Consider the following 21,924-nt stretch of genomic DNA (forward strand, 5'->3'; position numbering starts at 1 on the left):
TACCTGAAGCAACACCGCTTATATACCCGCACACTTGGAATTATTTGAGTCTCTAAAAATGAGGGGATCTCTGAGCCCTTTACCGCCATCCAATCAATCACTCCCCCAACCTCTCCGCCAATCCGGAATAACGCTCGGTCTTTTTCCGCACCGCTTGGGCCAGCAGGGCGCGATCGCCGTAGAGATCGAGTCGCGCCTTGGCGCGGGTGATGCCGGTATAGACCAGCTCGCGGGTCAGCAGCGGGCTGGGGCTGTCGGGCAGCACCAGCACGGTATGGGCAAACTCGGAGCCCTGGGATTTGTGGATGGTCATGGCGTAGACGGTCTCGTGGGGTGGCAGGCGGCTGAGCAACAGCGCCCGCAGGGTGCCGTCCGGCTGCTCGAACCATACCTTTAACCGGCCAGTTTCATCGGGCAGGCAGAGCCCCATATCGCCGTTGTAGAGGCCGACCCCGTGGTCGTTGCGCACCACCATCACCGGGCGACCGGCATACCAGTCACCATCGCGGGCAATCAGGCCAGCCCGTGACAGGGCCAGTTCCAGCCGCTCGTTAAGCCCCAGCACCCCGAACGGGCCGTCGCGCAAGGCGCAGAGGATCTGGAAGCTGTTGAATGCCTTGAATACGGCGGCGGGCGCTTCCCCCGCACGAGCCGCCTTCAGATAGCTGCCGTAACCGGCCACTCCCTGGGCAATCAGGGCCTCGTAGGCCTCCCCCGCCCAGGGGTGCAGGCTGATATCGGCGAATCCTGCGCCCCAGACAGCCTCCACCGCCGTGGCATCGCCGCTGTTGCAGGCGCGCGCCAGCTGACCGATGCCGGAGTGCTGATCAAAGCGCCAGCTCTTGGCCAGCAGGCAGAGGCTGTCACGCACCGGTGCACCGGCGGGCGAGCCCTGCAAGCGGTAGCCGGTCTGGCGGGAGAGCCAATCCGCCTGCGCCGGGCTGATGCCCTGTTCGATAAAGCTGCAGATATCGCCGAGCACGGCCCCCGCCTCCACCGAGGCGAGCTGATCCTTGTCGCCGAGCAGGATCAGGCGGGCGTGGCTTGGCAGCGCATCGAGCAGCCGTGCCATCATGGGCAAATCGACCATGGAGGCCTCATCCACCACCAGCAGGTCGAGGTGCAGCGGGTTGCCCGCGTGGTGGCGGAACTGGCTGCGCCCCGGAATGACCCCGAGCAGCCGGTGCAGGGTGCCCGCTTCGGTGGGTATCGCCTCGACCCATTCGGGGGGCAGATCGAGGGCCTGCAGGGCAGAGCCGATACTCTCGGTGAGGCGCGCCGCCGCCTTGCCGGTGGGGGCCACCAGCCGGATCGCCGGTGCCTTTCCCGCTTGCAGGCCGGTCTCCACCAGAATGGCGAGCAGTTTGGCCACCGTGGTGGTCTTGCCGGTGCCGGGGCCACCCGAGATCACCGCAAAGGGGCGCGCCGCCGCGGTGGCCGCCGCCAGCTTCTGGCCGTTGCAGCAGAGCGCCTCGGGCACCAGCGTATCCAGCTTGCTCAAGTCGCTCGCCGCCTGAGCACTGGCCAGCAGCCCCTCGATGGCGGGCCAATCCACCTCGTTCGGGAACACCAGATCGAGATACTTCTCGATAAAGTGGCGAGCCGAGAAGTCGGGGGCGAGGCGGGCCTTGAGCAGCGCCCCGAACACCAGCCCGTAGTCGCGGGCAAACAGCCGCGACAGGGCCGGGGCTATCTCCGGCCGCTTATGCCCCTCTTCTGGCGCGCGTTCGCTCAGGGCGCGCAGATGGCGGGCCACCCCCTGCTCGTGATCGTGGTAGCGGGTGAGGTAGAGACGCCCGTGCCACAGCCGCAGCGGCCAGCGCGGGGCGAGCCCGTCATCCTGCTCGGTACCAACCAGGGGACTCTCTGCAAACAGGGCGGGCCAGCGGGCAGGATCCGCCAGATCCAGCAGCAGATCCCGGCTCTGCTGGGGATCCAGCCCGAACGGGCGCAAGGATCCGGCGATGAGCATCTCCAGCGGCAGACAGACATGGCCGCGCCCCAGCTCGAAGCAGGCGAGCGCAGCCCCTAGCACCAGCTCGGGGCTGCCGCCCAGATCGGCCACCAGCCTGGCAAATTGCAGATCCAGCTGGCGGATGCGGCCAGCCAGCGCCAGTGTTTTGAGCCGTTCAACCATCATTGCGCTGGTTGCGGTGCTGATCATGGTGCCGCTCATGCCTCTACCTCGTTTAATTCTGTTGATGAAACACCGCCAGAGCGATCACCATTTCTAAACAACTCATCCAGCCCCAGCACCAGTTCACGGCTCGGGCGGGTATGGAAAATGCCCCCCTGCGGCATGCCGCGCAGGAACAGATAGAAAACGCCGCCAAAGTGCTGCTCGAAGTCGTAACCCGGCAGGCGCAGGGTGAGCAGCCGGTGCAGCGCCAGCGAGTAGAGCTGGTATTGCAGGTCGTAGCGGTGCTCGGCCATCGCCCGCTCCAGCGCCGGACGGCTGTAATCGGCCGGGCTCATACCGAGGTGGTTCGATTTGTAGTCGAGCAGATACCAGCGCCCCTGCCACTCGAACACCAGGTCGATAAAGCCCTTGAGCATCCCCTGCACGGTGGCAAAGCTGAGCGGCTTGTTGCCCCGCGACAGCGGGTCGTGCTGCTGGCAGAGCGCGGTCAGCGCCGGTGCCGTCACCCGCCCCATGGGCAGAAAGAACTCCAGCTCCACCTGCTTGCGCTCGGGGGCCAGATCCCGCAGCCGCACCGGCTCGCCAAAGCCAGTATCGAGCGGGGTATCCAGCACCGCCTCCACCTGCTGTTGCAACACGGGGGCCCAGCTCTCGTCGAAACCGTCTTGCAGCAACAAGCTGGCGATATGCTCTGCCAGCGACTCGCCACCAGCGCTCTGAAAATCGATGGTCTCAAACAGACTGTGCAGCAGGGTGCCGGGGCGCGCCCCCTTCGGGAAAGTGAAGATGGAGGGCTGGGGTGCCTCATCCGGCTGCTCGGAAGCCAATGCAGCCGCCTCGGTCACTACCTCGTCATCGAAGCCGGGATTGGCGAGTACGCCCTTGCTGTGACCGTGACCCTGCGCCGCCAGCCCGGAGTAGGAGCTGATCCACCAGTCCCGCTCAAGGGAACCGCTAAAGTGGCGCACCTGCGGCTCGCCCAACTGCTCCTCCTCTGGCGGCAGCGGGGCCGGACGGGTGAGCGAGGGCTCACCGACAGCCACCCCGGGCAGCGCCTGTGACAGCTCGGTCAGGGCGGTCGCCAGCGTCTGCGCATCCCCCTCTTCCCCCTTTTGCAGCAGGTAGCCGATGGCGGTGTGGTGCAGGTCGGTCTTCTCCGACTTGCCCGCCCCCGCCCGCACCGGCGCCAGCCCCAGCCAGGTGGCGTAGACGCCCCGGGTCAGCGCCACATAGAGCAGCCGCAGATCTTCGGCTAGACGCTCGCGGTCGGCCTCCGCCAGGGAACCCTCGGCGCCGGTCAGATCGAGAATGGTGCGATTGCCCGCCTCGTCCGCCTCGTGATAGAGCGGGGTCTCGGCGGTTCTGTGGCTGCAGATAAACGGCAGGAACACCAGCGGGTACTCCAGTCCCTTGGATTTGTGGATGGTGACGATCTGCACCAGCTTGCGCTCGGATTCGAGCCGCAGTACCTGCTCCGCATCCTGCCCGTTGGGGCGGCTCACCGCCTCCCCCAGCCAGCGCAGCAGGGCGTACTCCCCGTCCAGCTCGCTGCTCACCTGTTGCAGCAGCTCGCCGAGATGGAGGAAGTTGGTCAACCGCCGCTCGCCGTAGGGGCTCGCCAGCAGGGAGGAGGCGAGATTGCGCCGGTGCAGCAGGGCCCGCAACATCGCCAGCACGCCGCGGCGGTGCCAGATCTTGCGGTACTCCATAAACTCCTGCACCGCGCTCTCCCACGCCCGCTCGTCGCTGGCCAGCCCATCGAGTGCCCTGGCATCCAGATCAAACAGCCCGGTGGCGAGCGCCGCCCGCAGGCTGCGCTCTTCGCTCGGGTTCTGGCAGGCGTGCAAAATCAGCAAGATCTCCCGCGCCTCCACCTGCTCCAGCACGCTCTCGCGGTTCGACAGATAGACGGAGGCGATGGCGAGGCGCGCCAGCTCCTGCTGCACCAGCTTGCCCTCGGCGCCGGTGCGTACCAGCACGGCGATATCCCCGGCCTTCACCGCCTTGTCACCGATCAGCGCCTTGCCCTCGCGGGCCAGGGTCAGCAGGCGGTGGATCTCGGCGGCGGTGGCGCGGGCCATCTTGCTCTGGTAATCCCCCCGATTGAAGGTGGGCTGGCCGCTCAGCTGCCAGCAGTGGAGCACAGGGGCGGTGACGCCATCGAGCAGCAGCGCCTTGCTCTTGCCCTGCGCCTCCACCGGCAGGAAGGGGATATCCGCCTCGTAGATAAAGGGATCTTTTGCCCGCTCGAACAGGCCGTTGACCGCCGCCACCAGCGCACTGCTGGAGCGCCAGTTGCGCCCGAGGGTGTAGTGGGCGCTCACATTTCGCCGCGCCTGAATGTAGGTAAAGATGTCGGCGCCGCGAAAGCCGTAGATGGCCTGCTTGGGGTCACCGATCATCAATAGCGCCGTATCTGTGTGGCCACCGTAGAGGCGATGGAAGATGCGGTACTGCTGGGGATCGGTATCCTGAAATTCGTCGATCATCGCCACCCGGTAGGTGGCGCGAATGCGCTCGCAGAGCCTCTCGCCAAGGCTGGAGCCAAGCGCCCCATCGAGGTCTTTCAGCAGGTCATCGAACGAGAGCTGATGGGCTTGGCGCTTGCTGGCCTGCATCCGGCTGCGCACCACTTTGGCCGCCCGTTGCAGGATCAGATCCCGAATGCCGGGGCGGCTGGCCAGCAGCTGGTCGATCTGGCTGAACAGCGGCAGGGTCGGCACGGCGCCCCCCTTCTTGAGGTTCTCCTCCAGCACCGTCTGGCCGAAGCGCTCCAGCTCCTTGGGGATGGCGTAGCCACTGCTCTCGTCCTGTGCCCAGTCGGCTATCTTGGCAAGCCACCCTTCGTAGTTCTTGCCGGTATAGCGGCTTACTTGCCCATCCGTCTGGCGGCGGATCTCGTCCGTCTGCGCCAGCCATTCGCCCTTCACCGCCGCGATGCGACTCATGGCCGCCTGATGGCGGGCGGCGAGGGTTTCGTCCCCCAGCGCGGGGTGGATCTCCAGCTCGCTGTTGTCGAGCCAGCCGTTCATCTCCCGCAGCAGGGCGGCGGGGCTCGACCAGAGTGCGCGCACCGAGCTGGCGAGGGTTTTATCCACCGGATAGAACTCGGCGCGCCAGTAGTCGCTCACCGCCTGCAGCCTGAGCTGGCTGTCGTCGGTAAGAAATTCGGTTTCAAAGAGGGCGCCCGACTCGAAGGCGTTTTGCTTGAGCATCCGCTGGCAGAAGCCGTGGATGGTAAAGACCGCCGCCTCGTCCATCTGCCGCTCGGCAGCCAGCAGGCGACGGGCCGCCAGCTCATGATCCTCCACCTCAGCCAGCAGTTGGGCCAGCAGGGTGTCACTGCTGTGGCCGCGCATAAAGGCGAGCCGCGCCTCGTGGATGCGACCGCGGATCCGCCCGCGCAGCTCGGCGGTGGCCGCTTCGGTAAAGGTCACCACCAGAATTTCGGTCACCGAGAGTGGCCGCTCGTGAGCACTCGGCTGACCGGCATCGGCCCCCTCCTCGATGAGCGGGCCATGGCCCAGCAGCAGGCGCAGGTAGAGACCAGCGATGGTGTAGGTCTTGCCGGTACCGGCGGAGGCTTCGATCAGTCGTTCACCATGGAGGGGAAAACGCAGGGTATTGAGCGGGTTAGCCATTATTTCAGCTCCTCCAGGGTCTTGAGCAGCGGGGTCAGGTGTTCGCGAGCCAGCGCCTGCAACTGCCCCAGCACCTCGTCATCGAGTTCGGGGAAGCAGCGGGCAACGTAAGGATCAGCACCCTCCCCATTGATCATCCAGCCGCCGTTGAAACGGGTGAGGGCCGCCTTGTCGGCCGCCTCCGGCTTGTCGGGATCCTTCTCGATCGCCTTGAGCCAATCCCAGGCGGTGTTGGGGAAGAACGGCAGCGGCCGCTTCATCCCCTGCGCCCAGCACGCCACCAGCGCCGCCAGCTTGGGGCGCGCCTCGTCGGAAGCGAGTGCAGGCAGGCGCAGACTCTGCTTGGCATCGAACAGCAGGGTGTCGCCGGGGGCGCTGCTCAATGAGAGGCAGAGGTGCTGGATCCAGCCCAGCAGCAGATCCTTGCCGTTGAAGCTGCCGGGTTTGACCACCAGCAAGCGTCCCTTCTGGGTGTCGATCCACCCTTGCAACTGGCCCTGAGTGAGGGAGATATCGATCTCCACCGCCTGCTTTTCTGACTCATTGGCCGCAACCCATGGCCGCAGCCGATCCGCCAGCTTGCCCATCTCGGCATCCAGATCGTCCAGCAGCAGGCTGCCAAACCACCCTTGCGGCAACAGGCCGGTGAGCTGCAATCGCTCGCGACGCTCGGTACTTTCACCTTCAGCCAGATGGGCATCGAGCAGCAGATCTTTCAGCTGATAATGTTGCAGGCCATCCAGCTCGAACGGCTCGCTGTCCTCGATGTTGGCTTCGTTCAGTTCAAACCACACCTTGAGGCGGCGGTTGAGGAAATATTTGGTGGGCTGGCGATAGAAGCGCAGCAGCTCCGCCAGCTCCAGCCCCTGCTCCTTGCCCCCCCCTCTGTTCCAATCTGGCGGCAGAGGCAGCTCGCCGCTCTGGAAGTTGGCCGCGCCGCGCACCGGATTGAGGGCGGGCAACCAGTCGGCGGCATAGGTAAAGAGGCGCGAACCCGGCTCCGGGTAGAAGTAGTTGCGGCTGTAGGGGGTGAGCGGATGCGCCACCATCAGGTGGTTGAGCAACCGCTTGCTGGAAGTTTCGTCGTCGAGATCCTCATCCCCCGCCAGCACAAAGCCCTGCCGCACATAGTCGATCAGCTCCGCCAGCAGCACCGACGGCACCTTGTCGCTGTTGTCCTGCGCGCTGAATCCCTGATAGCTGATGTAGAGCCCCTGCTGGGCACTGAGCAGCGCCTCGAGGAACAGGTAGCGGTCATCATCGCGACGGGAGCGATCCCCGCGCCGCGACGCCACCGCCATCAGATCGAACCCCATGGGAGCCAATGTGCGCGGATAGACGCCGTCGTTCATGCCGAGCAGGCAGACCTGCTTGAAGGGGATGGAGCGCATCGGCATCAGGGTGCAGAAGTTGACCTGACCGGCGAGGAAGCGCTGGCTAGAGCGGGACTCCCCCAGCACGCTGCCGAGGTAATCCTGCAACAGATCGGCGGTGATGGGCTGCTCGAAGCGGGCTTCGCCAAGCCGGGTCTGCCACTCGGTCAGCTGGCTGCGAATAAGCTGGAGCTGACGCTCTTCATCCTCGTCGGCCAGATAGAAGCGCTCCAGCAGCGCCAGCAAGCAGCCGTTCCACTCGGCCAGCGGCTGCGCCTGTTGCAGGCGGGGCAGGAATTCGGCCAGCGAATCGACAAACCAGGCGAGCTTGCCGAGTGCCAGCCCCTGCTGACCCTCGATATCGGCGTAGGGCAGAATGCCCGCCACCGGCTCGCCATCCCCCATGGCAAAGCCGAGCAGCATGCGGCGCAGGCCGAACAGCCAGCTGTTGCCGGACATGGGCGGCAGATCGAAACGGACGGGGTAGCCGTCGTCCAGCCCCCAGCGGATGCCGGTCTCCTGCACCCAGACCCGCAGCTGGTTGAACTCGTCGTCATCGAGCTCGAAACGACGCAGCACGGCGGGCACCTCGAGAATGGCGAGCAGCTCCCCTGCCCCCAAACGGGCATTGGGCAGCCTGAGCAGGGCAAGGAAGCTTTGCAGCAGCGGGCTCTCCTGACTCGCCGCCCGATCCGAGACCGCAAACGGGATCTGGCCGCGCGCCCCAAACACCGCCTGAATATAGGGGCCGTAGCTGTTCACATCCGGCATCATTACCACCACGTCTTTCGGGGTGAGGAACGGGTCTTGCTCGAACAGCGCCAGCAGCCGGTCGTGCAGCACCTCGAGTTCGCGCATCGGGCCGTGACAGGCGTGGATCTGCAAGGATCCATCCGCCGGATCGATCGGGCTCTTGTGATGGCTGCTGTCGAGATCGAACTGACCGGCGCCTCGCTCGGCCAGCTCCAGCACATCCTTCTGGATGGCGCGCAGCAGGCTGACATTGCCCTTGGCATCAACCTCGTCGATATCGACGAAAGCCTCGATTTGCGGCACCTCCAGCTCCATCAGCTGGTGCAGGTAGTCGCGCCCCAGCTTGCCCATGGAGGCGAGCAGCGGGTTGGCGGGGCCCTGCAAGGTCTCGATATCGGTGCCGGGTTTAAGCTTGTTCTCGAGGCGCGCCAGCGTCTTGCGATCCAGCAGATCCCCCCAGTAGTAGCGGCAGGGGTTGGTGACAAACAGGTGCACCTCCACCTCCGGCCGACTACCGAGGGCCAGCAGCGCCTCCACATAGCGCGGCGGCAGCGCCGAGATGCCGAACACAAAGACCCGCTGTGGCAGCTTGCCCGGCAGATCGGCGGTGCGTGCCAGCTCGTGGATAAACTCCTCGTAGAGGTTGGCACGGTGGTAGCCGCTCGGAGAGAGCGCCAACGTGCGGGCCACCAGCTCGCGCCACAGCTCTGGCTGCCAATCCTGACAGCTCACCCCGGCCAGCTCCTGACTCAATCCTTCCCCCTCTTCCCAGCGGGCGATCCAGTCCGGCCGGTAGACCAGATACTGGTCAAACAGATCCGCGACCTTCTGGCAGAGCTGCCACAGCCGTACCTGCTCGGGATCCCTGGCAGGATCCTCCTCATCTCCACCGCCCAGATAGGCGGCGAGCGGGGCAAAGGCGGGCCGCTCCAGCAAGGCAGGCAGAATGGTCATCAGCTGCCAGCTCATGGAGCCCTTGTTGTAGGGACTCTGGCGCGGTACATCCGCCAGCACCCGGGTGAACATCTCCCAGATAAAGCTGGCGGGCAGCGGAAAGTCGATATTGGCGGCGATGCCGAAGGCTTTGGCCAGCTCCAGCTTGAGCCACTGGGCCATGCCCGGACTCTGCACCAGGATCTGCTCCCGATCGAAGGGGTGAGAGAGAGGGGCCTGCCGGATATGGTTGACCAGCAGCTCCTTGAGCAGATCCAGCTGATTGGAGTGGTAGAGGGTAAACATGGACGACTCCCGCCAATTCACAAGAGGGGATGAGCGCCGGAAAAGAGGAGCCATTTCCGTCACTTCACAGGAGTGGGAATTGTCGGGGATCGGGGGGGAAGATGCAAAAGGCTCTTGCTGCCAGCGGCAAGCAAGCGGCGGAATCATGAGGGGCGCCGCAGATTTGGCGCGCCGCCTCACCGACCCGGAAAACGCAGACAGAAAAAAGCCGGTGCAGTTGCACCGGCCAAAAGGCATTGGAAAACTTGAATCTTCAGGGTATTACCAGTTTTTGCCGAGGCGGGCATCCACACTGAAGGCACCCGCACCAGCCGCCGCCAGGGCCAGGAAACCACCGGCCACTGACACGTTCTTCATAAACATCAGCATCTGCATCTGTTCGGCAGGCTGATAGTGGAAAATAAAGGCAGCCATCAGAGTGAAACCGGCCAGCAGCACGGAGAGGCTGCGGGTAAAGAGGCCCAGCACGATGGCAAGGCCACCGCCCAGCTCCAGCAGGATCACCAGCGGCAACATAAAGCCCGGCACGCCCATCGCTTCCATATAACCCTGAGTACCGGCGTAACCGCCGATCTTGCTCCAGCCCGCCATCACGAACATCAGCGCCAGCAGTACACGACTCGCCAGCAGCGCAACATCTTTCATCTTGTCCATTTCACTATCCTCATTTATCTCGTATCGCCACTGACCAATCAGGGCAGGTCAAACAACAGGGCTTGAGTGGCACTGGTTGCGACCAACTCCCACCGGTATTCATCACGACTGAGTACCCCGTCGCCGGGTCGGGCAGCCAGACCGTTGGCGGCAAGCTCCCCTGAAATCATCTGCAGGTAACCGTGTCGGCCAGCCAGTGCCCATTCGAGCGTCTCGCCCGGGGCCAGTTCCAGCCGCCATACGCGGGCCTGTTGGCGGATCCGCAGCGATCCCGCCTCGCCATCCGGTGACGCCACCAGCGTCATGCCCGGTCTGGACTCGATCTTCTTCTGCTGATACCCGGGTGGCGTGCCGAACTCGTTCGGCTCGATCCAGATCTGCAACAGGGAGAGAGGATCCGTCTGCGAGGGGTTGTACTCGCTGTGGCGGATCCCGCTGCCTGCGCTCATCAGCTGGAAATCCCCTGCCGGGATCTGCTCGGCATGGCCGAGGCTGTCCTTGTGCTCTATGGTGCCTTGCAGCACGCAAGTGAGGATCTCCATATTGGCGTGAGGGTGGGTGGCGAATCCGCCACCCGGCGCAACCAGATCCTGATTGATCACCCGCAGCACCGAGTGTCCCATCCACTCCGGGTCATAGTAGTGACCGAAGGAGAAACTGTGGCGCGCGTCCAGCCAGCCAAAGTTGGCCTTGCCCCGCGCTTCTGCGGCTCTCAATTGCATCATGGTCTGCTCCTCATCTATCCGGGGTTCGACTTAGCGGGGGTTGCCACCACCGATGCCGAACGGAATACGGTATTCGCTGCTCTGGCCAGCCAGGCTGACGGTCAGGTTGCCCTGGGTACGGCTCGGGATCAGCACCTGCTGGGTGCCAGTCAGGTTGGCGTGGACTGATGCCAGCAGATCGCCAGACTCGTCACGCACTTCCAGCATCGGATTGGCTTTGCCATCCATTGCGGCGGTGGCATTCCAGTTCACAAACAGCACGCCGGGCATGGCGTTGAAGTCAGCCGGTACGGAAGCGTTGGCGAAACCTGTGGTCATCAGGCCTGCAACGGCCAGCATCTTGATTACGTTTTTCATGTTCATTCAGTCTCTTGTTTTATATGTCATTGCCAAGGCCTTTTCGGCCAGAATCAATGCATCCATGCAAGAGGTTATTCAAATAGTGTGTTGTTCTTTCACCGACATCAGACAGACCGATTTGGTGTGTCACAGTGCGGAACTTCCCGCATATTTGGCCGCTCGACGTTCCTGCCTAAGCGTTGATTGAATATTAAAGACACTTGGCCTAACTTGTTAGCGAGATAAACTGGCAAACATGTTCAAAAAAATTGAAGGTATGAAATGGCCAAGGAATCGAACAAGGAACGGGCGCTGACCCTGGAAGCCATCCGGGTGCTGGACGCCATCGACCGCCGTGGCAGCTTCGCGGCAGCGGCCGACGAGCTGGGCAAGGTGCCCTCGGCATTGAGCTATACGGTGCAGAAGCTGGAAGACGAACTGGATGCCATGCTGTTTGACCGCAGCGGCCACCGCACCAAGTTCACCCCGGCGGGCCGCATGCTGCTGGAACGCGGTCGGGTGCTGCTGGAGGCGGCCGAGCATCTGGTGGGCGAGACCCGGGCGCTGGCCCGCGGCTGGGAGACCGACATCACCATCGCCGTCGATGCGCTGGTCCCGGTGCAGGCTCTCTACCCCTTGGTGGAGAAGCTGGCCGAGCAGACCGATACCCGACTGCGGCTGCGAGCCGAGGTGCTGGCGGGCAGCTGGGAGTGTCTGGAAGATGGCCGCGCCGACCTGCTTATCTCCTCGATCAACCCCGATATCATGATGACCGGCATTAAGCATCAGGTGCTCAAGGAAGAGGTAATGCTCTACGTCGCCCATCCCGATCACCCGCTGCATCAGGAGCCGGAGCCGCTGGCAGACGAAACCCTGCGTCGCTACCGCGCCATCGCGGTAGCAGATTCGGCGCTGCGCAAACCGGTGCTCACCTATCGCCTGCTGGACAAGCAGCCGCGCCTCACCGTCAGCACCATGGCGGAAAAACGCAACGCTCTGCTGGCGGGTATCGGCGTCGGTACCATGCCGCAAAGCTGGATTGAGGAGGACATCCGGGCCGGACGACTCAAGGTGATCAGCCCCGAATATCGCCATCAGTTGCAGGTGGTGCTGGCCTGGCGGCGGGACACCATGGGCAAGGCCAAGAGCTGGCTGGTGCGGGAGATACCAAAACTGTTTGCGGTCGGTGAAAAATGAGACCCAGTTAACAGAAATGTTAATTGTGCGCCTCGCTTGACACCCAATATCTTTGCTGATTTCATAGCCGCCTCATTGACCCCATGGAAGCTGTAGAAAATGAAAAAGACTTTGCTGGTAGCCCTCACCACCCTGCCCCTGTTTGCCAATGCTGGCCTGATGGACTCTCTGACCGACAGCGTCACCAGCAGCGTAAAAGATGCGGCCAATACCGCCGTATCCGGTGCTGTGGACAGCGCATCCAACGAAGCCATCAAGCAGGCACTGGATATCAAGGAAGGCGGCTCCAACAAGCAGGCTATCAAAGAGAAGCTGGGCGCACCGGCCTCCACCAAGACCGAATCTGGCCTGGAAGTGTGGACCTATGATCTGGATGCCCTGAACAAGGCCTCTCCGCTGCTGGCAGAAACCACCAAGACTCTGCTGAAAGATACCGATGCGACCAAGAAAAACGTGGTTATCAAGTTCGAAGGCGAAACCGTCAAGAAAGTAGACCTGACCGACAAGGCTCAGGGCTAAGTTCGCTCGTCCGGTGGAGTGGGCTGCACACCCGCACCGACACAGATAGCAAGAGGGGGAGCATCAGGCTCCCCCTCTTTCATTATCTACTTGTTACACCTTGAAGCGATGCACCAGTGCCACCAGCTGGCGATTGGACTCCAGCAGGGTGGCCGAACTCTGTTCGGTATTCTGCCCGTTATCCACCAGCAGATTGACCATGTCACGGATAGTGACCATGTTACGGTTGATCTCTTCGGTCACCCGGCTCTGCTCCTCTGCCGCAGTCGCAATCTGGGTGCCCAGATCGTTGATCTGCACCACAGCATCCGCCATCTTGTCGAGCCCGCCGGTCACCTGCTCGGTATTCTCGGTCGCCGCCTGACAGCTCTGTTTGGTGTGCTCCATGGCCACCACGGCTTCGGCCACCCCCTGCGTCAAGCGGGAGAGCATGCTCCCCACCTCGGCGGTGCTATTCTGGGTTCTCGCCGCCAGCGCTCGCACCTCATCGGCCACCACGGCAAAACCACGCCCCTGCTCACCGGCCCGCGCCGCCTCGATGGCCGCGTTGAGTGCCAACAGGTTGGTCTGGGCGGCAATATCGCCGATCACGCTGAGCACACTACTGATCTTGCGGGCATCTTCCTGCATCCCCAATACCTTGGTCGCGGCAAGATCGACTTCATCGATCAATGCAGCCACACTGGCAGAGGCCTGACCCACCACCTTGCGGGACTGAATCGCCTGACCATTGGCCGACTCGGTAAAGCTGGCTGAATCGCTCGCGTGGTGTGCCACGCTGTCGGCCGTGGAGCTGAGCTCGGTCAGGGCTGTCACTATCTGATCGGTCTCGGCGGCATGCTCACCGAGAATGCGTCTGGCCTGCCCCGTCTGCTGATCCAGCTGGGCCAATTCACGGGTAATCAGCTCTGTGGTCTCGGTCACCTGCAACATCATCTGTTGCAGATAGGCGATAAAGCGGTTCACCGATTGGGCGATATGGTCCAGCTCATCGTGCCCCTTGACCCGGATCCGGGCAGTCAGGTCAGCATCCCCGGCCGAGAGCGCATCGATATTCTGCTTGAGAGTGTCGAGTCGACTGCCCAGCTGCTTGATGGCCATCAACATCAGCGCAAACAGCAACACTACCAGCGGTAGCTGGATCGCTGCCAGCGTCTTGAGCACCTCCTGACTGTCGTGGGTCAGGGTGCTGGTCGGCAGCGCCGCCGCCAACAGCCAGGGGGTTCCTTCGATGGGCTGCATCAGCAATGTCTGCTCTTCACCCAGATCCTGAAAAGTGGTGCGCTGCAACGCGGCGCCATTACCCGGCCCCAGCAGGCTGGCGATGGCACTGGCAAAGGGATAGTCCCCGTGAGATGAGAGGTTGCCCAGCACCACATCCCCGCTCAAACGACCATTCTTGCTGAGGATCTTGCCGTCGGCCTCGACGATCATCACCTGACCACCGATCTCCTGCTCTTTTTTGGCGACCAGATCATTAAAGAAACCCAGCGTCACATCGATGGTGGACACTCCGTAGAGGGAACCGTCACGATAGATCCCCATGGCGCAGTTGGTTCGCGGTTGCTGACTGGCACCATCCTTGTAAGCCGCCGCCCAGACACACATGCCTTTCGCCGCCTGCTGCCCGGCTCTGTGCCAGGGCTGCTCGAAATAGTTGGGTGCCTCGGCCGAGTTCCAGTAGGTGTTAGGGATCAGCTTGTTGGCACCATCCCGATGAAAGAAGGTACTGAACTTGATGCGACCGGCTTCCCGCTGATCCGGCATCGGCCAGATGCCGCCACCAAACACCATGGCATTGCCATATTGATCGATCAGGGCAGGGAGAACGGCATCGATTTGCTCGCTCGGCAGCTGGGCAACCAGCTGGGTGATACTGCGTGACTGGCTCTGCACCCCGTTGAGCTGATCGCGAATGTCGGTCGCAATCTCGCTGACTCGCAGCACCAGATTCTGCTCACCCGCCCGTTGCAGCTCGGGTTTGACCCATAACTGGATACCGATAACGGTCAGCACACAGACCGCCACCATGAATCCCAGAAAAACGGCGGTATATCGCCCCTTGATTGTCCCCAGATCCCAACCCATACCCTCTCCTGTTGACGGCCACTGCTAACTGCAGCTTGTTATAAGAACGGGCATTATCTTGCAATTCGCTCATGGCGCGTTTGCCATCGCTCACATAAGCGACAGCAAGATAACGATTCGAGCAAAATGGATCGATGGGATCACAAAAAGGGCGGCCTCGGCCACCCTTCGGTTTGTCACTGTGGTGTGCAACAGCAGGCGCTGTTACTGGTTCGCTTCGGCGAACTGCTTCATCGCTTCGGCGTGCTTGGTCATGCCGGCGGCACGCTCGTTGAGGTTCTTGATGAACTCAGCCTTCTTGGCCGGATCTTCAATGCGGTCATAACGTTGCTGCAGGTTGGCCTGGATCTGCTCCGGGGTCATGTTCTGCAGACGGGCCATCTTGTCATGGCGGCCACCGTGGTGTTTGCCACCCATCATGCCACCGCCATCCATCGGGCAGTCCACCATGGCACCGGGCTGGCCGGTAGGTGCAGCTTCACTGGCGGCATAGGCGCCCAGCGGCAGGCCAAGGATCAGGGTGGCGGTCAGCAGGGTTTTGGTCAGCTTTTTCATGGTCTATCTCCTGTAGGGATGATTCTGGTTCGGCGCTCTTGCCTTGCCCTCAAGTAAACACCCGTCCAGTGTCTGAACTTTGCCAGCATCGCCCTTTTTTGTAGCAGAGTGTGGCATCGTGCGGATCTGGCACACTTTGACACAAACCGCCGGGCGGATTTTCGTATACTCGTGCCAACGCCAAGCAGGGGAGGTATTCATGAACCAGGGCAACACCCACATTCTGGTGGTCGACGACCACAGCGAGATCCGCGATCTCTTGAAGCGCTTTCTGGAACAGCACGGCCTGCGAGTCAGCTGCGCCCGGGATGGCAAAGAGATGAAGCGACTGCTGGAGGAGCGGGAGTTCGACCTGCTGGTACTGGATCTGATGATGCCGGGTGAAGATGGCCTGACCCTCTGCCGCGAGCTGCGGGTCAAATCGAACCTGCCCATCATCATGCTGACCGCCATGGGGGAAGAGACCGACCGCATCATCGGGCTGGAGATGGGGGCCGACGACTATCTGGCCAAGCCTTTCAACCCGCGCGAGCTGCTGGCGCGCATCAAGGCGGTGATGCGCCGCACCCAGGCCGAGACCCAGCCCGCCGCCGAGACCCTGACCCGGGATCTGCGCTTCGATCGCTGGCTACTCGACGTCAATCGCCGGGAGCTGGTCGATGAGGATGGGGTGGGCCTCAGCCTCTCCACCGCCGAATTCGATCTGCTCAAGGTGTTTCTCGAACGCCCGCAGCGGGTACTGAGCCGGGATCAACTGCTGGATCTGGCCCGTGGCCGCGAGGCGGTAGCCTTCGATCGCGCCATCGATACCCTGGTGAGCCGCCTGCGCCGCAAGCTGGAGCGGGATCCCAAGAATCCGGAGCTGATCAAGACCATCTGGGGTGGCGGCTATATGTTCTCCGCAGACGTGACGCAGGTTTAAGCAGTGGGCACCTTGCGACGACTGTGGGCACGGATGTGGCCCAAGGGGCTGACCGGCCAGATCATTCTGGTGGCGCTGGCGGGGTTGATCCTGATCCAGCTGCTCAGCATCCAGATCTACCGCTCGGATCGGGAGGAGGCGCTCGGCTTCGTCAACAGCCGCAACGCCATGCAGCGGATCATCTCGGTGGTCAGGTTGCTCTCCCTCTCGCCCCCGTCACTTTATGACGAGATCCTCAAGGCGAGCCGTAGCGAAACCCTGCTGCTGCGCCTCTCCGACGAGCCACTGCAACCGGATAACCGCAGCCCCCGCTTCGAGCAACTGGTGCGCTCGCGCCTCAACTACCCCCCCGGCCTCACCGTCGAGATCAGCGCCGAGCTGAAAGAGGATACCCAGCGCAGCAAGGCATGGGAGCATCACGCCCGCATGATGCGGGATCGCAAGGGGCCGCCCCCGCCACGGGATATGCGCCTCTACGGCTCCATCGAACTGCCGCAGGGGGGCTGGCTGCAGTTTAGCTCGCTGGTCGACAAGGAGGCGGGCAGCTGGTCGTGGCAGACCACCCTCAACCTGATGCTGGTCGCCAGTCTGGTGATCGGGCTGATGGTGCTGCTGTTTCGCCGTGCCACCCGCCCGCTCAAGCAACTGGCAGGCAACGCCGAGCGGCTCGGACGCGGCGAGGATATCGAACCGCTGCAGGAGGTGGGGCCGACCGAGATCCGTGAGTCGATTCAGGCCTTTAACCGGATGCACACCCGGCTCGACCGCTTCGTGCAGGACAGAACCCGGATGCTGGCGGCCATCTCCCACGATCTGCGCACCCCCATCACCAGCCTGCGGCTGCGCACCGAGTTTCTGGCCGATGGCGAGGACAAGGAGCGGATCCAGCAGACCCTGCAACAGATGGAGCAGATGCTGGCGGCGACCCTCAGCTTTGCTCGCGAGGAGGGGCAGCAGGAGGCCACCCGCGAGCTGGATCTGGTCAGCCTGCTGGTCAGCCTGTGCGATGACTATGCCGATACCGGCCAGCCGGTCACCTGTCTGGCGGAGGGCAAAGAGGTCTACGCCTGCCGGGCCAATACCCTGCGCCGGGTGTTGCAGAACCTGATCGGCAACGCCATCAAATATGCCGGCAGCGCCGAAGTGTCGCTGGAACGCTGCAAGGAAGAGCTGTTGATCCGGGTTTGCGACAACGGGCCGGGGATCGATCCGGCGCGGCTGGAGGATGTGTTCAAACCCTTCGTACGGCTGGACGAAGCGCGCAACACCGAGTCGGGCAGCGTGGGGCTGGGGCTCTCCATCGCTCGCACTCTGGTCCATCAACACGGCGGCGAGCTCACCCTGCTCAATCGACCACAAGGGGGACTGGAGGCGCGGATCAGCCTGCCGCTGTAAGTAGTCACTCTATCCGCCAGCCTTGTCATGGCGTCTTTTGCATCATGCAAACTTCATCATGTGAACGCTTGTTCTTCAATGAGAAAGGCGGTGATAATCGGTGACCACGGGACGGTATACGGCAACGGATTGGAGCAAGGATGGCCTCTTCCAGGACAGGAGTCATAGTCAGTATCGGATGGGGGCTCCTGCTGCTAGCGCTGGCCCTGCCTGCCTGGGCCAAAGCCCCGGAAGAGCCGATCATCATTACCAACTCCAAAGCCTGGCAGCCCTTCTCCTATATCAATGAGTCGGGCCAGCCGGATGGCCTGCTGATCGATTTGTGGCGCGAATATGCCCGGGTGACCGGCCAGAAGATCGAGTTCAGGCTGGTCGACTGGCAGGGCTCCCTCGACTTGCTCCATGAGGGGAAGGCGGACGTTCACGCCGGACTGCTCTGGTCACCGGAGCGGGACAAGCTGTTCGACTATGGTCAGCCCCTCGCCCAGCTAGACTCCCAGCTCTTCTTCTCAAGCGAACTGCGCGGCACCGATGTGCACTACTACTTGCTCCATGAAACGGTCGGGGTGGTGGCCGGTGGCTACGAGGAGTATTACGCCAGACGCTACTTTCCCGGCACCAGACTGCAAACCTTCGATGACAATGACACCCTGCTGGCGGCAGCCTTTCGGGGCGACATAAAAGCCTTTATCGCCGATCTGCAGGTCGCCAACTTCTACATCTATACCTCGGAAGATCCCACCCGCTTTATTCCGGTTCGCCACCTCTATACCGACCAGATCCGCTTTGCGGTGAAAAAGGGCGACCTTGCTCTGTTAAACCGGCTGGAAGAGGGCTTCGCCAAGCTCAAAGAGAGCGATCGGGAGCGGATCATCCGCAAGTGGATGCATGTCGAGACTGTCTATCCCATCCACCTCGGTCCCTGGCTGCTGCTGGCCGGGGTGTTGACCATGGTGGCCTACATAGTGCAACTGCGCCGGGCCGTCGCCAACCGCACCGCCGAGCTGAGCCGTGCCAACGCCAGACTGGAGAAACAAGCCGGTACCGACCCCCTAACCGGCCTGCTCAACCGACGGGCATTCATGCCCGCTATGGAGCAACGGCTGGCAAACGGCACGCCCTGCGCACTGTTGCTGTTCGATGTGGATCACTTCAAGGAGACCAATGACCGCTTTGGTCATGGCATCGGAGATCTGTTGCTGGAAAAGCTGGCCACTACTGTGACCAACCTGTTGCCCGAAGGAGCTCTGCTGGCCCGCATCGGCGGCGAGGAGTTTTGCCTGCTGCTGCCGCTGACGACGCTAGCAGAGACAGAACAGTGGGCCGAGCGCATTTGCCTAGAGAGCAACCGGCAAACTCTGCACGCCAGCAGCGGGGAGGTGACCCTCTCCATCAGTACCGGGGCCGTCTGGGTAGACGCAAAGAGAGAGGCTGATGCCGACCAGCTATTGCGACAGGCTGACGCCCTCATGTATCAGGCCAAGGGACTGGGGCGAAATACCTGGCAAGCTGCCCCCTATCAGGCATAACCCCTGACGGACGCGCAATAAAAACGGCCGCCATCCGAAGAGGGCGGCCGCATGACAGACTCCCTATCAGAAGTTGTAGGTCACGCCCAGGTTGTAGCGGCGACCGTCCAGCACAGTGCCATAGCTGCTGTAATCCACCGTCTTGTCGAACAGGTTGTAGACGCCAGCGGTCAGATCCAGATGCTTGTTGGCCTTGTAGACCAGACCCATGTCAAAGAAGGTGTAGGACGGGGTTCCCTCCGCCATCTTGACCCGGCTCAGGTACTCGGAAGTCTCGCCACGGAAGTTGACCCGTGACCAGAGGCTGAGATCCTCGGTGGTCTGCCAGTCTACGCTGCCGTTGAACATGTGGCGGGGCATCTGGTTGAGGGCATGACCTGCCAGCGGGCCACTCTTCTGCTCGGACTGGGTAAAGGTGTAGCTGGAGCTGACCGACCAATCCTCGTTGATGGCCCAATCCATCATCCCCTCGACCCCGCGCATGTTCGCCTTGTCGACGTTGACCCGGTCACTGATGAAGTCATAGCTGTGGCCATTGAGCGTACAGGCAGGCTGCTGCTTGTCAGTACAGCGACGCACTTCGGAGATCTTGTTCTTGAAGTCGGTGTTGAACAGGGTTACCCCGGCGTTGAAGCCCTGATGACCGTTCCACAGCAGGCCGATCTCTTCACTCACGCTGGTCTCGGGTTTGAGATCCGGGTTGCCGACCAGCATGCCATCCAGGCTGCCTCCACCGGTGACCTGACCCCAGTTGGCCGCCGACATCCGCAAGTCAGGTGAACGGTAGCCGGTCGAGACGCCCCCTTTCAGGGTCCAGCTCTGATCCAGATGCCAAACGCCATAGAGGCGCGGGCTCCAGTGAGTGCCGTAGTTCTGATCCCGATCCATGCGGGCGCCACCGGTCAGGGCAAAGCTGTCGGTGAGTGACCACTCATCCTCGACAAACATCGCCCAGCTCCAGCGGGTCAGCTGCTCGGCAGGGTTGGCCACTTTCAGGGTATTGCCCTGATCGTGCAGATCTTCATAGCGATACTGACCACCAACACTCAGGTAGTGATCCCCCAGAATAAATTGGGTGTGGGTATCGGCGATGGTGTTGGTGAGCTCCATCTTGCGGCCGGGGTTGGTGTTGGTCTCCTGCTGCAGATAGCTGCTGGACGAGCCGAACTCATACTGACCATCATGGGTCAGCGCATAGTTGGTGCGCTCGTAGCGGTTGAGGCTATCTTTCGCCTTGGCATCCAGCGAATTGCCGGCCGTGCGATCCCGATCCTGCAGACTGCGACTGGCTTCCAGATCGAAGCGGTTATGGTCGTCAGGCTTGAAGCTGAGTACGGCCGTGCCACTGCGGGTCTCCTGCTCGGCAAAGCCCTGGGTAAATTTGTCTTCGCCACGATGCGCCAGCTGGCCATTGAAACGCAGCCCCAACACGCCATCAATCAGTGAACCTGCGGTATAGGCATCGGTCTGGAAGCTGTTACCGGCATCCTTGTTCTCCTGGAAGGTCGAATCAGCGTGAACCGACCCCTGCCAGGCCAGACCGGTGGTCTTGCGGGTAATCACGTTAATCACGCCGCCCATGGCATCGGAACCATAACGGGATGACATGGGGCCGCGCACGACCTCAATGCGCTCGATCGCCTGCAATGGCGGCAACCAGCCTTGCTCGATACCCGGACCGTCGCTATTGGGACGAGTGCCACGGCTATCCACCTTCTTGCCATCAACCAGCATCAGGGTGTATTTCGACCCCATACCACGAATGCTGATATCACTGCTGCTACCCCCGCCAGTCACCACGACACCGGGTACATCCTTCAGGGCATCGGTCACATCGCGATATGCCCGCTTCTCCAACTGCTCACGGGTAATCACGGAGATGGAGGCGGCAGAGTCTTCAATCTTCTGCTGGAAGCCGGAAGCGGTGACGACCATCACCTCTTGTTCGGCAGCATGGGCTTGGGTCGCAAGAAGGGAGCAGATCAGCAAGGCAAGCTTGCTCGGTTTCACTGTTGTCATGTTTTGGCCTGAACGTTTTTAGTAGGAAAGTGGCGTATTCCCTTACTTCACTCGTTACAACGCCCTGGCATCCGGCCAGGAGCAACATTAGTAAAGGCTCATTTGAAAAGCACTTTATTAATCGGTTCGCATTGTAACGACCTTGTTCAGATCATTCAAACAATAATCATTATCATTTGCTGATATGCGATGCCCCCTGCAGAACAGACCCACATGACCAGCATCTCTTGATAAGAGACTGTTTTAACGGAATAAATCCATAACCAACATGGGGATTACACAAACAAGCGGGAGCGATGCGATGACGTACCGTTACCAGATTGTCTGATTTAATCATCAAGATCTATCAGCTTGCTGTGAAACAATATGGCCAACATGGGATGTGCTGCGATACAGAGGTGAAAACCGTGGCAAGAACGCCAACAGGGGAAGGTATTGCCATCGTGGCAGGATGCGTCAGCTCACAAACAGGCTCAAAACACCAAAGCCCGGTCGTGGGGCCGGGCTCTGGTGTGCAAAAATGAGACTCAATGGGCAAAAACGCCCATAGCAAAAAGGCCTTCCCAGTCGGGAAGGCCTTTCAAATTAGTGGCGGAGCGGACGGGACTCGAACCCGCGACCCCCGGCGTGACAGGCCGGTATTCTAACCGACTGAACTACCGCTCCGCTGTCTGGTTAGCTTTTTGCTAAATTGTATGCCGCTTCAACGAGGTGTCATCCTCTCGGCCAACGTCGTGATGTGCACGTCGCTGTTTAATTGGTGCCTGGCAGTGTCCTACTCTCGCATGGCGAATGCCACACTACCATCGGCGCTACCGCGTTTCACTTCTGAGTTC

At 61.9% G+C, this 21,924-nt stretch carries 14 protein-coding genes and 1 tRNA gene; 5 read left to right on the forward strand and 10 right to left on the reverse strand.

Going from position 1 to position 21,924, the window contains the following annotated elements; translation table 11 throughout:
- Nucleotides 1-97: 97 nt before the first annotated feature.
- The 6 genes from recD to OKC27_RS20385 form a co-directional block, all read right to left on the reverse strand.
- The gene (recD, locus tag OKC27_RS20360) at nucleotides 98-2,176 is read right to left on the reverse strand and encodes an exodeoxyribonuclease V subunit alpha (RefSeq protein WP_182938447.1); all 2,079 of its coding nucleotides are present in this window, start codon (nucleotides 2,174-2,176) and stop codon (nucleotides 98-100) included.
- A complete protein-coding gene (gene recB / locus OKC27_RS20365) occupies nucleotides 2,173-5,781 on the reverse strand; it encodes an exodeoxyribonuclease V subunit beta (protein WP_182938448.1) in 3,609 nt (1,202 codons plus the stop codon). Before recB ends, recD begins: the two co-directional genes overlap by 4 nt.
- Nucleotides 5,781-9,146, reverse strand: coding sequence for an exodeoxyribonuclease V subunit gamma (gene recC / locus OKC27_RS20370; RefSeq protein WP_182938449.1), 3,366 nt, complete (start codon nucleotides 9,144-9,146; stop codon nucleotides 5,781-5,783). Before recC ends, recB begins: the two co-directional genes overlap by 1 nt.
- A 261-nt stretch (nucleotides 9,147-9,407) precedes the next feature.
- Nucleotides 9,408-9,800: a DoxX family protein gene (locus OKC27_RS20375; RefSeq protein WP_163127856.1), complete on the reverse strand. Its 393-nt coding sequence runs from the start codon at nucleotides 9,798-9,800 to the stop codon at nucleotides 9,408-9,410.
- A 38-nt stretch (nucleotides 9,801-9,838) separates the two neighbouring features.
- Nucleotides 9,839-10,525 carry a pirin family protein gene (locus OKC27_RS20380; RefSeq protein WP_182938450.1) on the reverse strand — a complete coding sequence of 229 codons (687 nt, stop codon included), beginning with the start codon at nucleotides 10,523-10,525 and terminating at the stop codon, nucleotides 9,839-9,841.
- A 30-nt stretch (nucleotides 10,526-10,555) separates the two neighbouring features.
- Nucleotides 10,556-10,888: a hypothetical protein gene (locus tag OKC27_RS20385; RefSeq protein WP_075111836.1), complete on the reverse strand. Its 333-nt coding sequence runs from the start codon at nucleotides 10,886-10,888 to the stop codon at nucleotides 10,556-10,558.
- Between the two features lie 258 nt (nucleotides 10,889-11,146).
- Here OKC27_RS20385 and OKC27_RS20390 point away from each other — a divergent pair, with 258 nt between their 5' ends.
- Nucleotides 11,147-12,061: a LysR family transcriptional regulator gene (locus tag OKC27_RS20390; protein ID WP_182938451.1), complete on the forward strand. Its 915-nt coding sequence runs from the start codon at nucleotides 11,147-11,149 to the stop codon at nucleotides 12,059-12,061.
- A gap of 99 nt (nucleotides 12,062-12,160) precedes the next feature.
- Nucleotides 12,161-12,580: a hypothetical protein gene (locus OKC27_RS20395; RefSeq protein ID WP_042059741.1), complete on the forward strand. Its 420-nt coding sequence runs from the start codon at nucleotides 12,161-12,163 to the stop codon at nucleotides 12,578-12,580.
- 93 nt (nucleotides 12,581-12,673) lie between these two features.
- On the opposite strand, the gene OKC27_RS20400 is transcribed toward OKC27_RS20395, so the two are convergent.
- Nucleotides 12,674-14,668 carry a methyl-accepting chemotaxis protein gene (locus tag OKC27_RS20400; RefSeq protein ID WP_182938452.1) on the reverse strand — a complete coding sequence of 665 codons (1,995 nt, stop codon included), beginning with the start codon at nucleotides 14,666-14,668 and terminating at the stop codon, nucleotides 12,674-12,676.
- Between the two features lie 204 nt (nucleotides 14,669-14,872).
- Nucleotides 14,873-15,223, reverse strand: coding sequence for a hypothetical protein (locus OKC27_RS20405; RefSeq protein ID WP_042657018.1), 351 nt, complete (start codon nucleotides 15,221-15,223; stop codon nucleotides 14,873-14,875).
- A gap of 199 nt (nucleotides 15,224-15,422) precedes the next feature.
- Between OKC27_RS20405 and OKC27_RS20410 the strand changes: the two genes are divergently transcribed.
- From OKC27_RS20410 to OKC27_RS20420, 3 genes are all read left to right on the forward strand, one after another.
- A complete protein-coding gene (locus tag OKC27_RS20410) occupies nucleotides 15,423-16,145 on the forward strand; it encodes a response regulator (RefSeq protein WP_005336534.1) in 723 nt (240 codons plus the stop codon).
- 33 nt (nucleotides 16,146-16,178) lie between these two features.
- Nucleotides 16,179-17,540, forward strand: a complete 1,362-nt coding sequence (locus tag OKC27_RS20415) for an ATP-binding protein (protein ID WP_182939807.1) — start codon at nucleotides 16,179-16,181, stop codon at nucleotides 17,538-17,540.
- Nucleotides 17,541-17,680: 140 nt separating this feature from the next.
- Nucleotides 17,681-19,069 carry a transporter substrate-binding domain-containing diguanylate cyclase gene (locus OKC27_RS20420; protein ID WP_182938453.1) on the forward strand — a complete coding sequence of 463 codons (1,389 nt, stop codon included), beginning with the start codon at nucleotides 17,681-17,683 and terminating at the stop codon, nucleotides 19,067-19,069.
- 66 nt (nucleotides 19,070-19,135) lie between these two features.
- Here OKC27_RS20420 and OKC27_RS20425 read toward each other — a convergent pair whose 3' ends face one another.
- Both OKC27_RS20425 and OKC27_RS20430 read right to left on the reverse strand, forming a co-directional pair.
- A complete protein-coding gene (locus OKC27_RS20425) occupies nucleotides 19,136-21,088 on the reverse strand; it encodes a ligand-gated channel protein (protein ID WP_182938454.1) in 1,953 nt (650 codons plus the stop codon).
- A 589-nt stretch (nucleotides 21,089-21,677) separates the two neighbouring features.
- Nucleotides 21,678-21,754 (reverse strand) — tRNA-Asp (locus OKC27_RS20430).
- Between the last annotated feature and the right edge of the window lie 170 nt (nucleotides 21,755-21,924).

Source organism: Aeromonas sp. QDB62, assembly GCF_027705695.1.
Taxonomy (GTDB): domain Bacteria; phylum Pseudomonadota; class Gammaproteobacteria; order Enterobacterales; family Aeromonadaceae; genus Aeromonas; species Aeromonas allosaccharophila.

Coding starts and splice junctions, on each gene's coding strand:
- OKC27_RS20400 (WP_182938452.1), bottom strand. CDS start 14,668: ATGGGTTGGGATCTGGGGACAATCAAGGGGCGATATACCGCCGTTTTT.
- OKC27_RS20405 (WP_042657018.1), bottom strand. CDS start 15,223: ATGAAAAAGCTGACCAAAACCCTGCTGACCGCCACCCTGATCCTTGGC.
- OKC27_RS20385 (WP_075111836.1), bottom strand. CDS start 10,888: ATGAACATGAAAAACGTAATCAAGATGCTGGCCGTTGCAGGCCTGATG.
- recD (WP_182938447.1), bottom strand. CDS start 2,176: ATGAGCGGCACCATGATCAGCACCGCAACCAGCGCAATGATGGTTGAA.
- OKC27_RS20420 (WP_182938453.1), top strand. CDS start 17,681: ATGGCCTCTTCCAGGACAGGAGTCATAGTCAGTATCGGATGGGGGCTC.
- OKC27_RS20380 (WP_182938450.1), bottom strand. CDS start 10,525: ATGATGCAATTGAGAGCCGCAGAAGCGCGGGGCAAGGCCAACTTTGGC.
- OKC27_RS20395 (WP_042059741.1), top strand. CDS start 12,161: ATGAAAAAGACTTTGCTGGTAGCCCTCACCACCCTGCCCCTGTTTGCC.
- OKC27_RS20425 (WP_182938454.1), bottom strand. CDS start 21,088: ATGACAACAGTGAAACCGAGCAAGCTTGCCTTGCTGATCTGCTCCCTT.
- recB (WP_182938448.1), bottom strand. CDS start 5,781: ATGGCTAACCCGCTCAATACCCTGCGTTTTCCCCTCCATGGTGAACGA.
- OKC27_RS20390 (WP_182938451.1), top strand. CDS start 11,147: ATGGCCAAGGAATCGAACAAGGAACGGGCGCTGACCCTGGAAGCCATC.
- OKC27_RS20410 (WP_005336534.1), top strand. CDS start 15,423: ATGAACCAGGGCAACACCCACATTCTGGTGGTCGACGACCACAGCGAG.
- recC (WP_182938449.1), bottom strand. CDS start 9,146: ATGTTTACCCTCTACCACTCCAATCAGCTGGATCTGCTCAAGGAGCTG.
- OKC27_RS20415 (WP_182939807.1), top strand. CDS start 16,179: ATGTGGCCCAAGGGGCTGACCGGCCAGATCATTCTGGTGGCGCTGGCG.
- OKC27_RS20375 (WP_163127856.1), bottom strand. CDS start 9,800: ATGGACAAGATGAAAGATGTTGCGCTGCTGGCGAGTCGTGTACTGCTG.